The sequence below is a fragment of the Jeotgalibacillus haloalkalitolerans genome (assembly GCF_034427455.1).
Taxonomy (GTDB): domain Bacteria; phylum Bacillota; class Bacilli; order Bacillales; family Jeotgalibacillaceae; genus Jeotgalibacillus; species Jeotgalibacillus haloalkalitolerans.
Genome location: NZ_JAXQNN010000001.1, coordinates 827,825 through 845,843 on the forward strand (window position 1 = coordinate 827,825; position 18,019 = coordinate 845,843).

Consider the following 18,019-nt stretch of genomic DNA (forward strand, 5'->3'; position numbering starts at 1 on the left):
TATTCTTTAGGGGAGGGGTTGTAATATATTTTGCTATTAATTATTTTGAAAAAATTAAGATATTGACAGAGGCGTTAATAGCAAAATGATATTTCAAATTGTAGCTTAGAGACATAAAAATAAAAGGAGCATTCTAACACAATGAGAACAATCAAAAGAATAAGTCTATTGGTATTAGGTTTCGTCCTGATTCTTAGCCAAAATGCACCGTATGTCTTTGCAAACGAAGATCCTATAGAACCGGAAGTTATACTCACAGCAGAATCCATTGAAGGGAATACAGTAACACTTCAGTTAACATCGACCGGTAATGCCGAGGAGTTTATCGTAGAGTTTCCAGATGGCGCAACCTTTGATCAAGAGGTCACGCGTTCATTAAACCATGTAGAAGCATCCATGCAGTATGACAATGAAAATTCCACTTTGACAGTGGTAAAAGAAGGGGGTAATTTCCTCTTCGTTGCAGGAAACCTCCCGGAAGGCAGCAATACATTTTACGTAACTGCATACCATGGAGGTCAGGAAGTGGCGGCTAATGAGATGATTGTGACTGTCACTGCTACTGTAACACCTGAAGATAACACGGATATCAATCCGGAAAATCAAGAAGTCACAAATAATGAAGAAACCCGGCAAGAAGATATTGTGAATATGGATGATGAGATAAAGGAATCTGATCAGCAGAACGATAGTATTATTAGTTCTGAAGAAGGAATAACAAATGATGAACAGATAAGTGAAAATGAGATTACAGACACACAAGATACACAAGAGAGCAAACCAGATGAAAATAATGATGACGATTTAATTTTACAAAGTGATGATGCAGAACTTCAATCGCAAGCTTATATTGTACCTGATGGAAATCTGGAACTATATTTCAATGCCCTGGAGCAAGAAGTTGTGTCTGGAAGGACTTCTAATTATCAGCTGGACCTTAAGGCTACAGGTTCTCAAACGCGATATGAAAATGCAGAACTTGTCGTAGAGCTTCCACAGAGTGATGAGGTAAATATGATTTATCCTCAAATTATTAACGGGGTTCCGGATGACTCGTTAAGGATTGCTAATGTGTTACCTCTTTATGATGAGATCACTCAAACATTAACATATGTCATCCCGGAGCTAGAAACAGGTCAGTCGTATCGGATTAATATTAAAGCAACACCAGAACTGGGCACAACACCAGTTAGTAACCTTACAACCAATCAGCGAATCATGACAGCGCAGGCTCAATTTACATCGTTATCAACTGAGGAAACGATTACTGCTACTCCTGACGATATTTACATCATTTCGGATGCTTCAGTAAATATCAATAAAGTATATCAGGGTGCTGAAAGAACGATTAGCGGAGAAAAACAAGAAATCCTCGGAGCTCCAATTGCGAATGATTATCTTAAATGGGAGTTAAGAGTGAATGTTCCTAAACAGAATTTTGGTCAAAGTTTCTTGCGTGAAGGAAGCAAAATTATTGTCAGAGACCTGGTGCCTCAAGAATTAGAATTTTTCCCTGAAGATCAAACACCTGGATTTATGGGAGTCTATGACAGTACAGATCGCACAATCACATGGGAGTTTGATGCCCCGACATTTGAGCAGCAAGCATTAAGTACGAACAGTCTTTTTTCAGAAAATTTAAACGTGACATTGAGAATTAATTCAGCTACACCTGATTATTCTTTTCTCACAAACCAAGCAAATGTAATAATAGATGTGCATAAAGGGGAGAATGAGAGCCTCATTACCCGTACTGACAATGCGTCTAGTACAGTAGAAATGGGTGGAGTAGGAATAAACCCAGGTATTGTTGAAGGAGAATTGTATTATGGCTTTCATTTAGGCCCTAGTAATGGTAGTGGAGGTTCGCAAGATCTTTCGAATGCAGGAGATATTCCTGTTGTCACTGATGATGCCTCCCTTACATTTTTAAACTGGATACATCTTTCAAACAATAACCTCGAATACAGTTACAACGGAGGACCCTGGACAAGTGGCGGACAAAATCTGCCATTGCAAAATCAGATATTAGCCAGTGGTTATCAACAATATACAATGGAGTACACAATCGACTCGAAATTAAAGCTTAATCGCCTTGGTGTTTTCATGCCAGTTGATGAATGGAATGTAAATTCACCATTGCGGTACTATTCTGTGACGCCAGCCACCTATATTCAATTCAAGGTTAATGGTGTTTGGCGGGCTGAATATCAATTTGATTTTCTGCCTGGTCAGGACTTTAGATTACTGAATGTAATAGATTACGGAGTAGCAGAAAATGAACACGTAGAGGCTTATCGGTACATCGTTCGCGATGCACCTGGAACAATGTCAACAGGTATATTCAGTTATTACGACGTTTACGATGGTGCTGTTGGCCTCGCTACGAATACAGTTACTTATAATTATGAATTAAATGATGGAACTCGTGTATGGTTACGTCCCTGGTCAGATAACCATCCGGACGGGCCAAGTTCACACGGACAGAGAAGCGTCAATATCGTCGGTTTTATGGACACAGAGCCGACAGTTAGAACGTCGATCAATTTTGTCGATGGTAGTGATACTGTCTTAAACGTAGATTCAAATATTCAGAGAGGGAACAACCGAATTCAAGTTGAATTTGAGAATACTGCAAGTTCACCAGATAATGTTACAGGACCGGTTGAACTGGTAGCGTTGTTGCCACCAGGTGTTAAGTTAGCTGATCTATTAAATCTTACCTATACCGGTTCTTCATCTCCACCTAGCTATGAAGTGATTGGAGAAGTTAATGGTCAGCTTCAAGTTAAATTTAACTTTGATGTAAATCGATTGTTGCCAGGCGAGCGGATTACTGCAAGTTTCGATGTGGATGTAACCCGGACAGCTCCTTCCACATTGGAAATGCAAGTTTACGGATTCTCGTCAAATTCAAATTTACAAGTTCCGAGTAATCAAGGGGATACTGTTGCAAGAAGTGTATTGGAACTCGACGCTAATGATTTAAATGGAAATGATATCTTTTCGGATTTCCGAGTGAAATCAGAAAATAGATATACGATCCTAAAATCAGATAACTTGCTCATTACTAAAGAGGTTAAAGGAGAACTTGATAGTGAGTATTCGCTATTTGGATATACAACACCAGATGGGGATGTGAATTATCGTTTTAACTTAACGAACACAACTGGTGAGGTCATTGAAAAATTTAGCTTTTTAGATGTGCTTCCTTCTGTTGGAGATTTAGGGATAACAGATAACGTCCCTAGAGGCAGTCAGTTTGAAGTACTCCTGAAAGGTCCGATTAGCTTCACAGATACATTGTGGGAAGATCAGGTGACAGTGCTCTACAGTACGGCGAAAAACCCTAGCCGTTCTGACCTTTATAGTACAGTGGATTTTCCAAATGGAGCCTCGCTGCCAACGGATCCAGCGGGTGCTGAGATCCCGGATTGGTTAACGGAAACTGAAGTAATCGATTGGTCTGCAATTCATAGTTTTAAAATCGTTATGAACGATGGTGTAGAGTGGCTTGAAGGGCAGAACATTGTATTTGAAATCGAAGCAATAGCTCCTGCTCTGCCTGTTGATCGATCACTGTTGGACCCTGAAGCAGCTCTTGAAGACCGCGCAGCCTGGAATTCATTCGCAGTGACGACAAACGGATTACTGGCTGTTGAGCCGCTTCGCGTTGGAGTGGTGATGGAATATGACATTGAAGATCCGGTTGTAGAAAAGACTGTAGACGGTCAGACTGAAACGCTGGATCTTGCAAACCGTGACCAGGTCTTCACCTGGGAAGTGGATTATTCGTTTGGGAACTTCATAGATGGATGGGACTCCGTTGTACTCCGTGATGAGGTTCACGAATTGCTTGAGATTTTGGCAGTACGCATCCTCGATGAAGCCGGTAATGACATCTCGGACACGGGTACTTTAACGGTCACAGACAATCTTGTGACATTTGTCCCGGACAAAGTGGATGACAGCTACAGCTACCTAAGCGGCAGCGTCTATACGCTGGAGATCGATACGAGTATCCGGGCTGATGTAACGAACGAAGAACTCCTTCCGTTCATACAGGGCAATGGCATACCAAACCAGGCAGAACTAATCATCGATGACGATCCGACCCTATCAAATGAAGTGAACGTGAAGCCACCTGGTTATGCGGGTCTTGACGTGACAAAAGTCGACGAAGAGACCGGTGAAGTGCTCGCAGGTGCTACATTCGAGCTGCGTGCATGCGCATCAGCTGACACACCGGCTGGAGATTGTACGCTCGTTGAAACGCTGACAACAGATGCATCAGGCATTATCAGCTTCCGTGACCTGCCGCTTGGTGAATATGTACTCATCGAGACAGAAGCACCGGACGGCTACCGCCTGCTCACAGCGCCTGTTCGTATCACACTCGCAGACGCAGATGCAGGAGAAATCGTAGAACGCACGGTCGAGAACTCGAAAAATGGCTGGGAGCTCCCAGCGACTGGTGGTATTGGGGCGTTAATATACACTTTAATCGGTCTTATTTTAATGGCAATCACAGCGTTTGCGTTATTCAGACGCAAAGAACAACCTGTAGTACAATAATTATTTGGAGACATGAGTTAAACAGTTTTGATAAAGAAATGATTAGTCCTTAAAAAATATTCAGGAAGGTGGAGGGGGTAAGAGCCCTCCACTTTTTTAAAATTCATTTACAACGGCAGAGACAGCTATCTGTTTTAGTAAATCCGTTGGCTATATTGTTTATTACCTGTTTTTGAATTTTTCGTAGATAAGAGAACCCGTTTATGATCCATTGTTAGATAATGACAAACACAAACTCTCAAAGTGAATTTACCCGAGAATCCTCATGTTTTATCATCTGATCTCAAAGTTTCAGTATGTACCTAAAAAAATGAGACTTATACAATTTTCCTGTTTTTCAGTGAAAGTGATCTGGTAAGGATCTATTTAAATCTCTTTAAACTGAAAAACCACACTAATTTTAATAGGTAACATATGAGAAAATGAATTTTTTGTAAACTATTAAAGACTTTGTTTATTCAGTATAAAAGTTTCAGTTCAGTATCTGTTCAGGACCTGATGATATTGTAATTATATATACAGATACATATTTGTATATAAAGCAATACCAGTTATTAAGGGGGGATTGTAATATATTTTGCTATTAAGTATTTTCAGAGAGTTAAGAGATTACAGAGGCTCTAATAGCAAAATGATATATCAAATTGCAGCTTAATGACAGTTAAATAGAAGGAGGGTCGTAAAGATAATAATGAAATTACTCAGAAGAATAAGTATCTTCGTTATCGGTATTATATTGATTGTAAGCCAAAATGCACCATATGTTTTTGCAAACGAAGATCTTACAGAGGCGGATGTTACACTCGTTGTAGAATCCGTTGACGGTAATACGTCAACACTTGAGTTAACATCGTCAGGGTCTGTGGATGAATGGATTGTTCAGTTCCCAGCAGGTGCTACCTTTGACGCAGAAGCTACTCGTGCACTGAATGTCAGAGAAACGGAAGGGAAATTTGATCAAGAGACTTCCGAGCTCACCATTGCAAATGAAGGCGATACATTTCGTTTTGTAGCAGGAGATCTTCCGGAAGGAGATAGCAAATTTCGTGTGGCGGCATATTATGCCGGGCAGGAAGTCGCCTTTGATGAAACGATACTGACCGTTGCTGTAATTCCAGAAACAAATACAGCTGAAGAAGCTGATGTAATGGAAGAAAGCGCTTTAGAGGAAAATGAAGAACAGCCTGCTGCAGAAGACGCTGTTATTGAGGAAGAAAGTGCTGTTGAATCACCAGCAGAAGATTCGTCTGAATCAGCTGATACTGCAACTGAACAACCTGCAGCTGAAGAGGAAAGCGCAGAGCTGATACCGGAGAAGGAACCTGTCGAAGAACCTGCGGTCACCCTCCAGGAAGAAACTGCTAATGCAGAACAGGAAACAGACGTTGCGCCAGCTCCGGTCAATCCTGAAGGGAATCTCGAAGTCTACTACGGAGCATTACAATCACAGGTTTTATCCGGAAGAACTTCGACATATCAATTGGATTTTAAGGTGACAGGTTCTCAGAGTGCGTACGAGGACATCGAACTTGTCGTGCAATTGCCGACAAACCCGGACACGAACGTGCTGTATCCGCAGATCGTAAGTGGTCAGCCAGACGCGACATTGACGATTGCTGGTGTCCAGCCCGTATACGATCCAGTAAATCAGACTCTCACATATGTGTTTCCTGAGTTAGCGAGCGGACAATCTTATCGTACCCTCGTCAAAGCAACACCTGAGCTCGGAACGACACCAGTGAGTGGACTTTCGGCCAACCAGCGTGACCTGACAAGTCAGGTATCACTAAGCGGCGGTTCTGTAACATCCGTAACGAAGACGGCTGATGGTGTTGCCATTGTTTCAGATGGCACAGTCAACCTCTCCAAGACTTATATCGGAACAGAGCAATTGGTCGGAGGGGTATTCGTGCCAAAGGATGGTGCACCGCGACAGGGCGAGTACATCCACTGGACACTGACAGCAAGCTCATCCAAACAGACAGCAGGACAGTCCTATCTGAAGGAAGGGGCAAAAATTATTATCCGTGACGTTATTCCTGTAGGAACGAGTTTTGTAGAATCTGCACAGAAGCCTGGCTTTACAGGTGTCTATAACAGTGCTACCCGAACCGTCACTTGGGAAATTGACGCCCCGACAATAGAACAGCAAAAGCTTGCAACAAACACGCTGTTTACAGAAGAATTGTCTGTTGTGCTCCGTGTCAACGATAATACGGCAAACTTTTCTTCGCTTGTAAATAATGCAGATGTAGAAATTGAGCTTGTGGGATCAACACCTCAGAATCCAATTACTCGTACACGCTCAGCTACTTCTACTGTTATCATGGCAGGGCCAGGTGTTGAAACACCTGGTGTCATAGGGAATAATTATTATGGTTATCATTCAGGCGCAAAAGATGGTGTCGGGAGATGGGAAACACTTCCTGAATTAGGAACTTCCTTTCCAACCGTAACTGATTCTGCAAACTTAACGTTTATGAATACCATGGCTATAGCTCCATTTGGACTGAGATACAGTGTTAACGGAGGTGCATTTACTACCGATAATTATAATACTGCATTTGTTGATCAAATTATTGCAAGTGGCTACAGACACTATACAATGGAATATTCGATTGATCCAAAGCTAGATTTAACGTCACTTTCTATTACTAAACCAGTTATTTACTATACGAATACAGCTCCACTTCGTCAGATGGAAACCCTTCCAGACACATTTGTACAGCTTCGTGTTAATGGCGTATGGCAGGCGGAGTACCCAGTAGATTTTCCAAATACTACCACATGGAATTCCCAACCTTATATAGATGTAAGTAATTTTGGGAAACAACCTGGTGATGTGGTTGATTCTTATCGCGTTATTTACAGGAACTCACATGGAGGTTTATTTGGGAGGGTTTTCTCGACTTATGACGTCGTACCTGGTGCCACAGGTGTCGCATCAAATAGTGCTACTTATCGATATGAGTTAAACGATGGAACCAGAGTTGTTTTACAACCAACAGGAGATACATCTGTTCATGGTCCACGTTATGTGAATATTGTGGATGCTATAGAGACTGAACCTACAGTGAGAACATCTATCGACTTTGTAGATGAAAACAACCAGCCACTTACAAATGATTCAACGATTGAGCGTGGTCTGAACCGCATTAAGGTTGATTTCCTTAATCTGCAGGCTTCTGAAGACAACGTTGATGGACCGGTTGAACTTGTTGCGTTGTTGCCACCGGGTGTTGTATTGGCGGATGATCCGGATGTTATTTACAGTGACAATTCGATCACCCCAAGCTATGAAGTTCTCGGTGAGATAGACGGCAGGCAAAGAATCAAGTTTACATGGGATAATTCAAGACTAATCCGCGGTGAAAATATCACTGCAAGCTTTAACGTCGATGTAACCCGTACTGCATTGTCTGATATCAACCTTGAAGTGTATGCCTTTACAGACAATACATCACTTAAACGGGCTGACGGGACGAAGGACTTTGATGATCTCGATTTCAATGACAACGGGAACTCAATTGAAACGATGATTGGAGCTTCAAGTGATTATGTTATTCGAAAAGCGGATGACCTTCAAATTAAGAAAGAAGTAAAAGGCGCACTTGACGCCGACTACTCCATGTTCGGTCGTACCACACCGGGCGGAGAGGTGAATTACAGATTTAATCTGACGAATACGACTGGTGAGATTATTGAGAAATTCAGCTTTTTAGATGTCTTACCATCCGTTGGTGATTTAGGCATTACAGATAACGTACCGCGTGACAGTCAATTTGATGTGACGCTCGCCGGACCGATCAGCTTCAGTGGTACGCTTTGGGAGGACCGGGTGACGGTACTTTACAGTTCGGCAAAGAACCCAAGCCGGACCGATCTTTATGCTGCTGTTGACTACCCGTCAGGCAGTTCACCGCCCGCTGATCCGTCAGGGGCTGAAACGCCAACCTGGTTGACAGAAGCAGAAGTGACTGACTGGAGCGCAATACACAGCTTCAAGATCGTCATGAACGAAGGTGTCACATGGCTTGAAGGGCAGAATATCGTATTTGAGATATCTGCACGTGTACCGGATCTGCCTGTTGACCGTGAACTTTTAGACCCGGAACGAAATGCATATGAACGAGCAGCCTGGAATTCATTCGCAGTGACGACAAACGGATTACTGGCTGTTGAGCCGCTTCGCGTTGGAGTGGTGATGGAATATGACATTGAAGATCCGGTTGTAGAGAAGGCTGTAGACGGTCAGACCGATACGCTTGATCTTGCAGACCGTGACCAGGTCTTCACCTGGGAAGTGGATTATTTGTTTGGGAACTTCACTGGTGGATGGGACTCCGTTGTACTCCGTGATGAGATTCACGAATTGCTTGAGATTTTGGCAGTACGCATCCTCGATGAAGCCGGTAATGACATCTCTGACACGGGTACTTTAACGGTCACAGACAATCTTGTGACATTTGTCCCAGACAAAGTTGATGACAGCTACAGCTACTTAAGTGGCAGCGTCTATACGCTGGAGATCGATACGAGTATCCGGGCTGATGTAACGAACGAAGAGCTCCTCCCGTTCATACAGGGGAATGGCATACCAAACCAGGCAGAACTCATCATCGATGACGAGCCGACCCAATCAAATGAAGTGAACGTGAAGCCACCTGGTTATGCGGGTCTTGACGTGACAAAAGTCGACGAAGAGACCGGTGAAGTGCTCGCAGGTGCTACATTCGAGCTGCGTGCATGCGCGTCAGCTGACACACCGGCTGAAGATTGTACACTCGTTGACACTAAAACAACAGATGCATCAGGCATTATCAGCTTCAGGGATCTTCCTCTTGGTGAATATATACTCATCGAGACAGAAGCACCGGACGGCTACCGCCTGCTCACAGCGCCTGTTCGTATCACACTCGCAGACGCAGATGCAGGAAAAATCGTAGAACGCACGGTCGAGAACTCGAAAAATGGCTGGGAGCTCCCAGCGACCGGCGGTATCGGAACATGGCTCTTTAGTTTAATTGGACTGGTTTTAATGGCGGGGTCCACACTTTATGCCGTCAGGAGAAAGAAAGGGTAGTATCTAACTTTCTTAAGACCTTTTCACTCTGTTGATTTTAAGAATATGATCACTTCTAAAATGGAGTGCTGTTTTAGAAGTGATTGTGTCGGTTCTTACTTGAGCCAGAACAAAATAATAACAAGTTCATTTTTTGTTTAGCAATTATTCAGATGAATGATCAGTCTCTCAGTATATGATTATTTTAGAGAGAGGGTTTTGATTTTTTGAAACTAGTTTTCAGGTGATTTTATCTATCTGTTTTCGGTTTTGAGAGGGTATTAAGATTTATTATTTTTCAAAGAGAAAAGGAGATTAAAAAATGAAAAAAGAGTTAAAAAGATACCTGGGGATCTTTATCCCGATGGTGCTCTTATTATCGATGGTATTCCCGCAAATGGCATCAGCTTATACAGTGCTAGGGGATCAGAATAATCCGTCATTAACAATTTATAAATATGCACAGGAGCCAGGGGCAACATCTACTCCTGGAACGGGACTTCCCGGAGAAACTCCTGTTGGCGATCCATTAGAAGGTGTTGAGTTTACATTGACGCAAACACATGCTTTTGATCCATCCACTAACGAATGGACAGAAGTAACAGGTGTCACACCAATTGTGGCTGTAACAGACCCTAACGGCCAAATTGTTCTTACTAATACTGAAGGCCTGCAGCTTGGTCGCTACGAAGTCCAGGAAACAGATGGACCTGATAGCGTCATCTTAAATACAGACGTATATTCCGTTGATGTTCCTATGACAAGTCAGGATGGCACGACGCTGAACTATGACGTGAACATCTACCCTAAAAATGAAGTGGTACGCGGAGATGCAGAACTGATTAAAGTAGGGGAAGGCGGAGAAATCCTTCCAGGCGTTGTCTTTGGTTTATATAACGCTGAAGACGAACTATTAGATGAATTAACGACAGATGCAGAAGGTAAGATCACAGTTGAAAACCTTGCATCCGGCACGTACTATTTCCAGGAGCTTCAGACAGTTCCAGGCTATACATTAAATAATACAAAAATCTTCTTCGACGTAACACAGAATGAAGAAGGTAGTACAGTTGAATGGACAAATAGCGCAATCAATGATGGAAATGTAGTAACAAACTATAACGTGCCTGAAATTGAAAAAGATGTTGAAGGAACGGATTTCTTTGCGGTTGATCGTGACGCTGAATACACGTATAACCTGACAATTACAACACCAGGAGACATTCAGAATTACAGCGCAATCGGTGTGCGTGACGTGTTAGACCCTCGTCTTGAGTACGCTGGAACGTGGACGGTGACGGGTACAGATGCAAGCAACATCGCATTTAACCAGGATGGTCAGACATTAACATGGGAAGTGGTTGATCTTTCACAGTTGACTGCGAATCAGCAAATCACCATCTCATTTACTTCAACAATCAGACCTGATGCAGTTTTACTTCCTGAAGAAACAGGGATTCCAAATACTGCGACGATCCATTTTGACAACGATAGCGGCTCTTTCACAGAACCAACAGATCCAAACGAGCCGACTGATCCGGAGAACCCACCGACAGTAGAGGAGCCACCAACGACACCACCGGTGTACGTTGACCCAACAGAAGGTGCACTACAGATCCTGAAAGTGGATAAGTCAGATAACAGTATTGTTCTTGAAGGTGCAGAGTTCAAGCTGACGACAGATCAAGTTGGAGATAACATTGTTGACGCTGCAGGGACTATCATCACAGTAAACGGCGCGCCGTTTACAGGTCTTCTTGAGAACCTTGTGACAGACGCAAGCGGTCAAATCTCAATTGAAGGCTTAACACCTGGCACGTACTACCTGCACGAGACAAAAGCACCGACTTATACAGAGGATGGCGAAGAGAAACCATACCGTCTTCTAACAGCACCTCTAGAAGTAACAGTCACAGATGGAGTTGACGAGAACGAAGTCACAGTAGAAAACTCTAAATCAGGCTGGGAGCTGCCAACGACTGGTGGAATGGGTGGATTACTATTCACATTAATCGGTCTGGCTTTAATGGCAATCGCAGCGTTTGCGTTATTCAGACGCAAAGAACAACCTGAAGTACAATAATTGATTGGAGAAATGATTTAAACTCTTTCAATAAAGAATAAATTGGTTTGTTCATTAACAATCATAAAGGAAGGTGGAGGGGGAAAGAACCCTCCACTTTTTTTAAAATTCATTTACAACGGCAGAGGCAGCTTTCATCTGAGTAATCTTATATTCAGTTATTAGGTCATACTTCCTCTGCTGTTTTAAATGATATTTTAATAGTAGAATATAATACGAGGATGATAATACCATGAAAAAAATAATATTAACGCTTATTTTTATTGCGGGACTGGGGCTTTTTTTATATCCGGTCGTTAGCGATATGCTTGCAACAACCGCACATCAGGCGGTCATTAAGGACCATAAAGATCTTATTGAGCAGACTGACCAGGAATTGATTGCTAAAGAGAAAGAAAAAGTAAATGCTCATAATGAGACACTGGCTTCATCTGATTTAAATTTTGTTGATCCATTCGCTGAGATATCCGATAATGAAAGCAGCGGAACAACCAGCTATTATGATGCTCTTAATCTGGGACCGATTATTGGCAATGTCAGAGTGCCATCCATAGATGTGGAATTACCGATCTACCATGGTACGACAGAAGAGGTGCTGTCCAAAGGAGCGGGGCATCTTGAAAATTCTTCATTACCAAGCAGCAATGCAGGCGTCCATAGTGTAATCACTGCTCACAGAGGACTGCCTTCCGCTAAAATGTTTAGAGATCTGGATGAACTAAGTGTTGGAGATCATTTCTATATCGAAGTATTAGATGAAACGATTGCATATGAGGTAGAGAAAGTCGAAGTCGTTTTACCTTCTGAAACGTCCTGGATAAATATGGATCATGAAGAAAATAAGGCGACTCTTCTGACATGTGATCCATATATGATTAATACCCATAGAATGCTTGTGACAGGTACGCAAGTCCCCTATGAACCAGGTACTGATGAAGAAATTCCAGATACATCAGATGATTCAAATGTCATGTATCTGATTATAATTGGTGTTGCATTGCTCATACTAGTATTAATCATAATCTTTATACGAAAGAGGAAACAAGGTGATGATGAATGATAAGAAAAACGCTGCTGGTTATTTTATTCATAATTGGTTTTTCTATTTTTTTATTCCCTCATGCCGGTAAGATTATCAATGATCACGCTCAGAGAGAGCAGGCTGAAGCATTCAGGAGTATTGAATATGAGGATGTCAATACTGACCTGATCTATGATAAAGCCATTTCATGCAATCATGAAATTTTCACTGATACTGAAGGGTTTCGAGACCCTTTCAATAAGCATAGTGAAGTCTCAAACAAATTTAAAGAGTGCTTTGACCTGTTAGATGGGGACATTTTTGCTGTAATTGAAATACCACGGCTCGATCTAATCATACCGGTTTATCTTGGTGCTACAGATGAGATCTTAAGCAAGGGCATTGGTCAGGTGGAAGGTTCGTCATTACCTGTAGGGGGAGTCAATACACACACTGTCCTGGCGGGTCATCGGGGAATGGCTTCAAAAACAATGTTTCGCCATCTGGATCAGCTGGTTCCAGGTGATCGCTTTTATATTCATACAATAAATGAAACTTTAGTATATGAAGCCTACGAACAGGAAGTAATTTATCCCCATCAGACAGAATCGTTGGAAATCGTGAAGGGGGAAGACCTTGCCACTTTAATTACTTGCCACCCTTATCGTTCCACCGAACAACGATTACTGATACATGCCAAGAGAGTAAACACTGGTTAATTTATCAATTTTCTTAATAAATAACTAAACATACCAAATAAAAAAGCTAAGAATCAAGTAAAGACTGGCTTTACTCAATTCTTAGCTTTTGAATAGTAAGGAAGTTTTTTAAATTGCCATTAGCTAGAAAACTGTAATGAGATCCACTGCTGATACCAGTTACGTATTGCATTGTTTGGAGAAGTGCCGTACTCTTTTTCCAGCATTTCTTTGAGTTTTTCATAATGTTTTTCCACGTTTTGTCTGTCATCCAGTTTGCTATATAATTGCATTAATACAAAGTATGGATAATCTAAATGCGGGTACAGCTTTTGTATGTGTAGTGAGTTTAAAATGGCCTCAGTATAAAGCTCTTCTCTCATTAAAAGCTGAATTACTTCTCTTGAAATTGAAAAAAACATGATCATATATTGTTCTTTGAGGTTTTCTTTCCAGACGCTCGATTCCTCTGACAGGAAATGTCCCTTATAAAGTTCTTTTACTCTAGTATAAACTTTTATGACCTTAGCCAGATATCCTTGTGATTTCCGGTTCATAAGAGTTTCGATTTCATCGATACCCTCTGCCCATTCAATTACATCGTATTCGACACTATTAAATTCAATCTCATATCCATGATTTGAGTTAACGATACGAACCCCAATACCTAACTCTTCTATTGTTTTTCTCAGTTGATATATTGTTGTATATAAATTATCGTATGCACTTTTCATATCGAGGTCCGGCCAAAATAATTCAACCAATACATCTTTTCTGATTACACCTTCACTATGCTGAACTAAAAAAGAGAATAGCTCACGTGCTTTAGTGGTCCTCCACCTTATATTTTTAAGTTCCACGCCGTCTTTTTTAATGTGAAAATAATTAAATGCATGAATTGTAAACTTGACACTTGTAAGTTGAGTGCTCGTCATGTGACGCTGAATTAATGCATGTACTCTTTCAGAACTGTAAGGTTTAAGTATATAATCCAGAGCACCTAATTCAAATGCTTTAAGTGCGTATTGATCATATGCAGTAACAAAAACAATTCTACATCGTTCATTGTTCTCGATGATTTCTGAAGCGAGTTCTATCCCGGAAGATTCAGGGAGGTTAATATCTAAAAATACCAGATCAATGTTACTCTTAATGATTTCTTCAAGCAAACCATCTCCGTTTTCAAACGTTTTTACTACTTTTACTGCGTTTGTTTCCTCAACTATCTTCTGTAAGCGCTGAATAGCGAGTAGTTCATCATCTACAATGACAGCTTTTAACATTTGATCACCCCTCCAAGCCCGATTAAAAACTGATTACTAGAGTAATATGATAATTATAACAAAAACACCTCAACACAAACTGAACAATTATGAATTTTTAGTTTATTTATTAATTATAGGTAAAATTATATGTTATATTAACTTTAATAAATAGATATAACTATTTTGAGATGGGCTGATAAAAATATGGGAAAAAATAAATTTTTTAAAAAAAGTATTCTGATTTTGATCCTTGTATTAATTATTTTAACTTCATTACGTATAGCATGGTTAGCTTATCATACATCTAACCATACTTTAATAGCAGAAGACGGATTTATAGATTTAAGTGAGTATAATGTAGATGAGATTCGTCAGTTAAATATATCTGAAGGATGGGACTTTAAGCCTGGATTAATTTATAATGCTGATACACTTCACAATGATGAGGTTATTCAAAATGGCAATCACAACTATGGATCGTACTATTTAACAATATTGCTTAATGATGAAGTTGATACTGATGATATATTTTCTCTTAGTATCCCTTCCTCAGCCACAGCGTCTTCTCTGTATGTTAATGGGGAACTTATAGCACAGTCCGGAGTGGTTTCTAATGAACCTGTAGAGCACTTAGGAAAAGGGACGCCATATTTAGCGTCTTTTACGACGAATACAAATGAATTAAATTTTGTAGTAAATACTTCTAATTTTGATACCACTGATGGCGCTTCTTTAAATAGCCCAATTTACTTCGGCACTTCAGAATCTCTTTTACAAAAACGGAATCTGGAACAGTTTTTACTTTTAATTATTATTGTGATTTTGTCATTATTTAGCATTTACAGTCTCGTTATTTATTTATTTATTAATCGTAAGTTCATATTTTTATTATTTTCAATTGGTTTCCTGTTTCCGGCTATCGATGAATTATTAATGTACAATTCATCAGTTCTGAGTATTTTAAATCTGAATTACGAATGGTCTTATAAAGTAAAAGAATTTGCATACCTTGGATCTGTTTTCTTTCTGGTTCAGATTATGAAGAGTATTCTCAGAGAAGAGCGAACCTACAAAAGATTCTATATGTTAAACGTCTTATATCTGATTTGTTCAATCATCATATTCATTTCACCATTGCAATTGTTAAGTCAAATAAGTGTTAGTTTCTTTGTGTTGTATTTCCTGTCGTTTGCTATCGTAATGCCTATGGCTCTGAAAGAATACTTTCATTACAGAGATGAATCAATCTTTATTGCCATTATTCTTGTCGGTACTACGTCAGGTATTATCTGGGGTGTTGTAAAAGCAGTATTTTCATTAGATATTCCTTTTTATCCTTTTGATTATTTTCTGGTTTTTCTGGCATTCTCTATGTTTTGGTTTAAACGTTTTGCCAGAAAAAATAATGAAGTATTGAGTTTAGTGGAGAAGTTGAAACAGAAGGACAAAGCTAAAGAAGAGTTTCTGGTTAATACATCATACGCATTGCAAAAACCCTTGCACAGTCTCTTAAACATTGTATACACTACGCTCGATAATAATGTCCATTTAACTTCTAAATTAAGAGAAAATCTTGGTTTAATAGCAAATATAGGAGAACGAATGTCCTACACATTAAACAATCTGGAGGATTTTGCAAAGTTAAATGACTCAAAAATAAAATTAAATCCAGAGCCGGTAAGCCTTTACTCAGTATCATCATCTATTATTGATATTATGATGTTTATGTTAGAAAATAAGAACTTGAAATTCGAAATGAATATCCCGAAAAACCTGCCGTATATTCATGCGGATCCTAACCGCCTTTCACAAGTTTTATTTGCACTATTGCATAATTCAGTGAGATTCAGTAAAGATGGAGTTATTAAATTATCTGCAAATTCTAATAAAGGAAATAATTTTGTATACATTTCTGTTGAAGATCAGGGCCAAGGAATGGAAGAGGAGACAATCAAAAAAATTTTTAATCCATACGAAGATAGTGACGTAGAAAATAAACTAAGCAACGGAGTAGGAATGGGATTAAAGGTTTGTAAACTTTTGATTGAACTGCATGGTGGTGAAATTTCTGTACAATCTGTTCCTGGTCAAGGGTCAGTCTTTACATTTAGTCTGCCAATATCATCAATTTCTAATTTAAATGAACAGAATAGTACTGATACTGATTCTAATTATGTACAGGAATCTGCAATAACAGTTCCCGATTACTTATACCAGGATTCAGAGAGTGATAAACCTTGTATACTGATAGTACAAAATGATCCGGCCGAGTTTAGAGTTCTGAAAGAAATGCTTTCTGATGATTATCATGTCTTCAGCGCATATAGTGGACTCGATGTCCTGAAAAAACTAAAAAGTAAAAACTGGGATTTGCTTATTTCTGATGTGATGTTAACTGAAATGTCCGGATACGAGTTAACTAAAGAAGTAAGAAAAAAGTACTCTCTGGTTGAGCTTCCAATTTTACTGCTTACCAATATGGCAACACCTCAGGAAGTATATACTGGCTTCAAGTATGGAGCTAACGACCATGTAGCAAGACCATTGGTAAGGTTGGAGTTTACTGCGCGTGTGAAAGTACTTATCCAATTAAAAAATTCCTTAAAAGAACAGATGAAAATGGAAGCTGCCTGGTTACAGGCTCAAATTCAGCCGCACTTTCTATTTAATACGCTGAATACAATCGCTTCATTAAGTGATATCGATAACGACCGAATGTTAAGGCTGCTTGATGAATTTTCAAATTACTTGAGGCATAGTTTCGATGTGCACCACACGCGTGAAATGATTCCTTTAAAGGCAGAACTGGCCTTAACGAAATCGTATCTGCATATTGAAAATGAGCGCTTTGGTACCAGGGTGCGAGTTGATTGGAAGTTAGACGATTTAGATCATATCTATATACCTCCATTGTCTGTCCAGACTTTAGTAGAGAATGCAATTAAGCATGGGATATTAAAAAAGAAAGAGGGCGGACACATACAGATTCAAGTGATGAGAAAAGATGATTTTGCAGAAATTGTTATTCATGATAATGGGGTAGGGATAGAAGAAAATAAATTAAATGCATTGAAGAACAATGAAAATTCACTTAAAAGAGGTATTGGGCTAATCAATACGAATAGACGGCTCAAGCAGTATTTTGGACAGGAGTTATCAATAAAAAGTCAGGTGAATCAAGGTACAAGAGTCAGTTTTAAGGTACCTATACAGAGGCTGAAAAATTAATCAGATTGATAGCATCTCAGGATTTACAGGTCCTTGGAAGATTGATCAATTTTTAACGTGTACTGTGTTAAAAGCTGATCGTATTGA

7 protein-coding genes are annotated in these 18,019 nt (G+C 40.0%); 6 read left to right on the plus strand and 1 reads right to left on the minus strand.

What is annotated here, in order from left to right:
• The first annotated feature begins 141 nt into the window (after positions 1-141).
• From UFB30_RS03915 to UFB30_RS03935, 5 genes are all read left to right on the plus strand, one after another.
• Positions 142-4,575: a SpaA isopeptide-forming pilin-related protein gene (locus UFB30_RS03915; RefSeq protein ID WP_322420365.1), complete on the plus strand. Its 4,434-nt coding sequence runs from the start codon at positions 142-144 to the stop codon at positions 4,573-4,575.
• Positions 4,576-5,266: 691 nt separating this feature from the next.
• Complete coding sequence (locus tag UFB30_RS03920; RefSeq protein WP_322420366.1) at positions 5,267-9,658, plus strand: SpaA isopeptide-forming pilin-related protein; 4,392 nt, start codon at positions 5,267-5,269, stop codon at positions 9,656-9,658.
• A gap of 301 nt (positions 9,659-9,959) precedes the next feature.
• Positions 9,960-11,720 carry a SpaH/EbpB family LPXTG-anchored major pilin gene (locus UFB30_RS03925; protein ID WP_322420367.1) on the plus strand — a complete coding sequence of 587 codons (1,761 nt, stop codon included), beginning with the start codon at positions 9,960-9,962 and terminating at the stop codon, positions 11,718-11,720.
• 232 nt (positions 11,721-11,952) lie between these two features.
• Positions 11,953-12,780: a class C sortase gene (locus UFB30_RS03930; RefSeq protein WP_322420368.1), complete on the plus strand. Its 828-nt coding sequence runs from the start codon at positions 11,953-11,955 to the stop codon at positions 12,778-12,780.
• Entirely contained in the window at positions 12,777-13,460 is a 684-nt protein-coding gene (locus UFB30_RS03935) for a class C sortase (protein ID WP_322420369.1), read from the plus strand. The genes UFB30_RS03930 and UFB30_RS03935 overlap by 4 nt, the downstream gene beginning before the upstream one ends.
• A gap of 119 nt (positions 13,461-13,579) precedes the next feature.
• Here UFB30_RS03935 and UFB30_RS03940 read toward each other — a convergent pair whose 3' ends face one another.
• Positions 13,580-14,722: a response regulator gene (locus tag UFB30_RS03940; protein ID WP_322420370.1), complete on the minus strand. Its 1,143-nt coding sequence runs from the start codon at positions 14,720-14,722 to the stop codon at positions 13,580-13,582.
• A 186-nt stretch (positions 14,723-14,908) separates the two neighbouring features.
• Between UFB30_RS03940 and UFB30_RS03945 the strand changes: the two genes are divergently transcribed.
• Positions 14,909-17,932 (plus strand): ATP-binding protein, encoded by a 3,024-nt coding sequence (locus UFB30_RS03945; RefSeq protein WP_322420371.1) that lies wholly within the window; start codon positions 14,909-14,911, stop codon positions 17,930-17,932.
• The last annotated feature ends 87 nt before the right edge of the window (positions 17,933-18,019 follow it).

What these genes read in the sequence shown, in the direction of transcription:
- UFB30_RS03915 (WP_322420365.1), top strand. Translation starts at nt 142, where the DNA reads ATGAGAACAATCAAAAGAATAAGTCTATTGGTATTAGGTTTCGTCCTG.
- UFB30_RS03920 (WP_322420366.1), top strand. Translation starts at nt 5,267, where the DNA reads ATGAAATTACTCAGAAGAATAAGTATCTTCGTTATCGGTATTATATTG.
- UFB30_RS03925 (WP_322420367.1), top strand. Translation starts at nt 9,960, where the DNA reads ATGAAAAAAGAGTTAAAAAGATACCTGGGGATCTTTATCCCGATGGTG.
- UFB30_RS03930 (WP_322420368.1), top strand. Translation starts at nt 11,953, where the DNA reads ATGAAAAAAATAATATTAACGCTTATTTTTATTGCGGGACTGGGGCTT.
- UFB30_RS03935 (WP_322420369.1), top strand. Translation starts at nt 12,777, where the DNA reads ATGATAAGAAAAACGCTGCTGGTTATTTTATTCATAATTGGTTTTTCT.
- UFB30_RS03940 (WP_322420370.1), bottom strand. Translation starts at nt 14,722, where the DNA reads ATGTTAAAAGCTGTCATTGTAGATGATGAACTACTCGCTATTCAGCGC.
- UFB30_RS03945 (WP_322420371.1), top strand. Translation starts at nt 14,909, where the DNA reads ATGGGAAAAAATAAATTTTTTAAAAAAAGTATTCTGATTTTGATCCTT.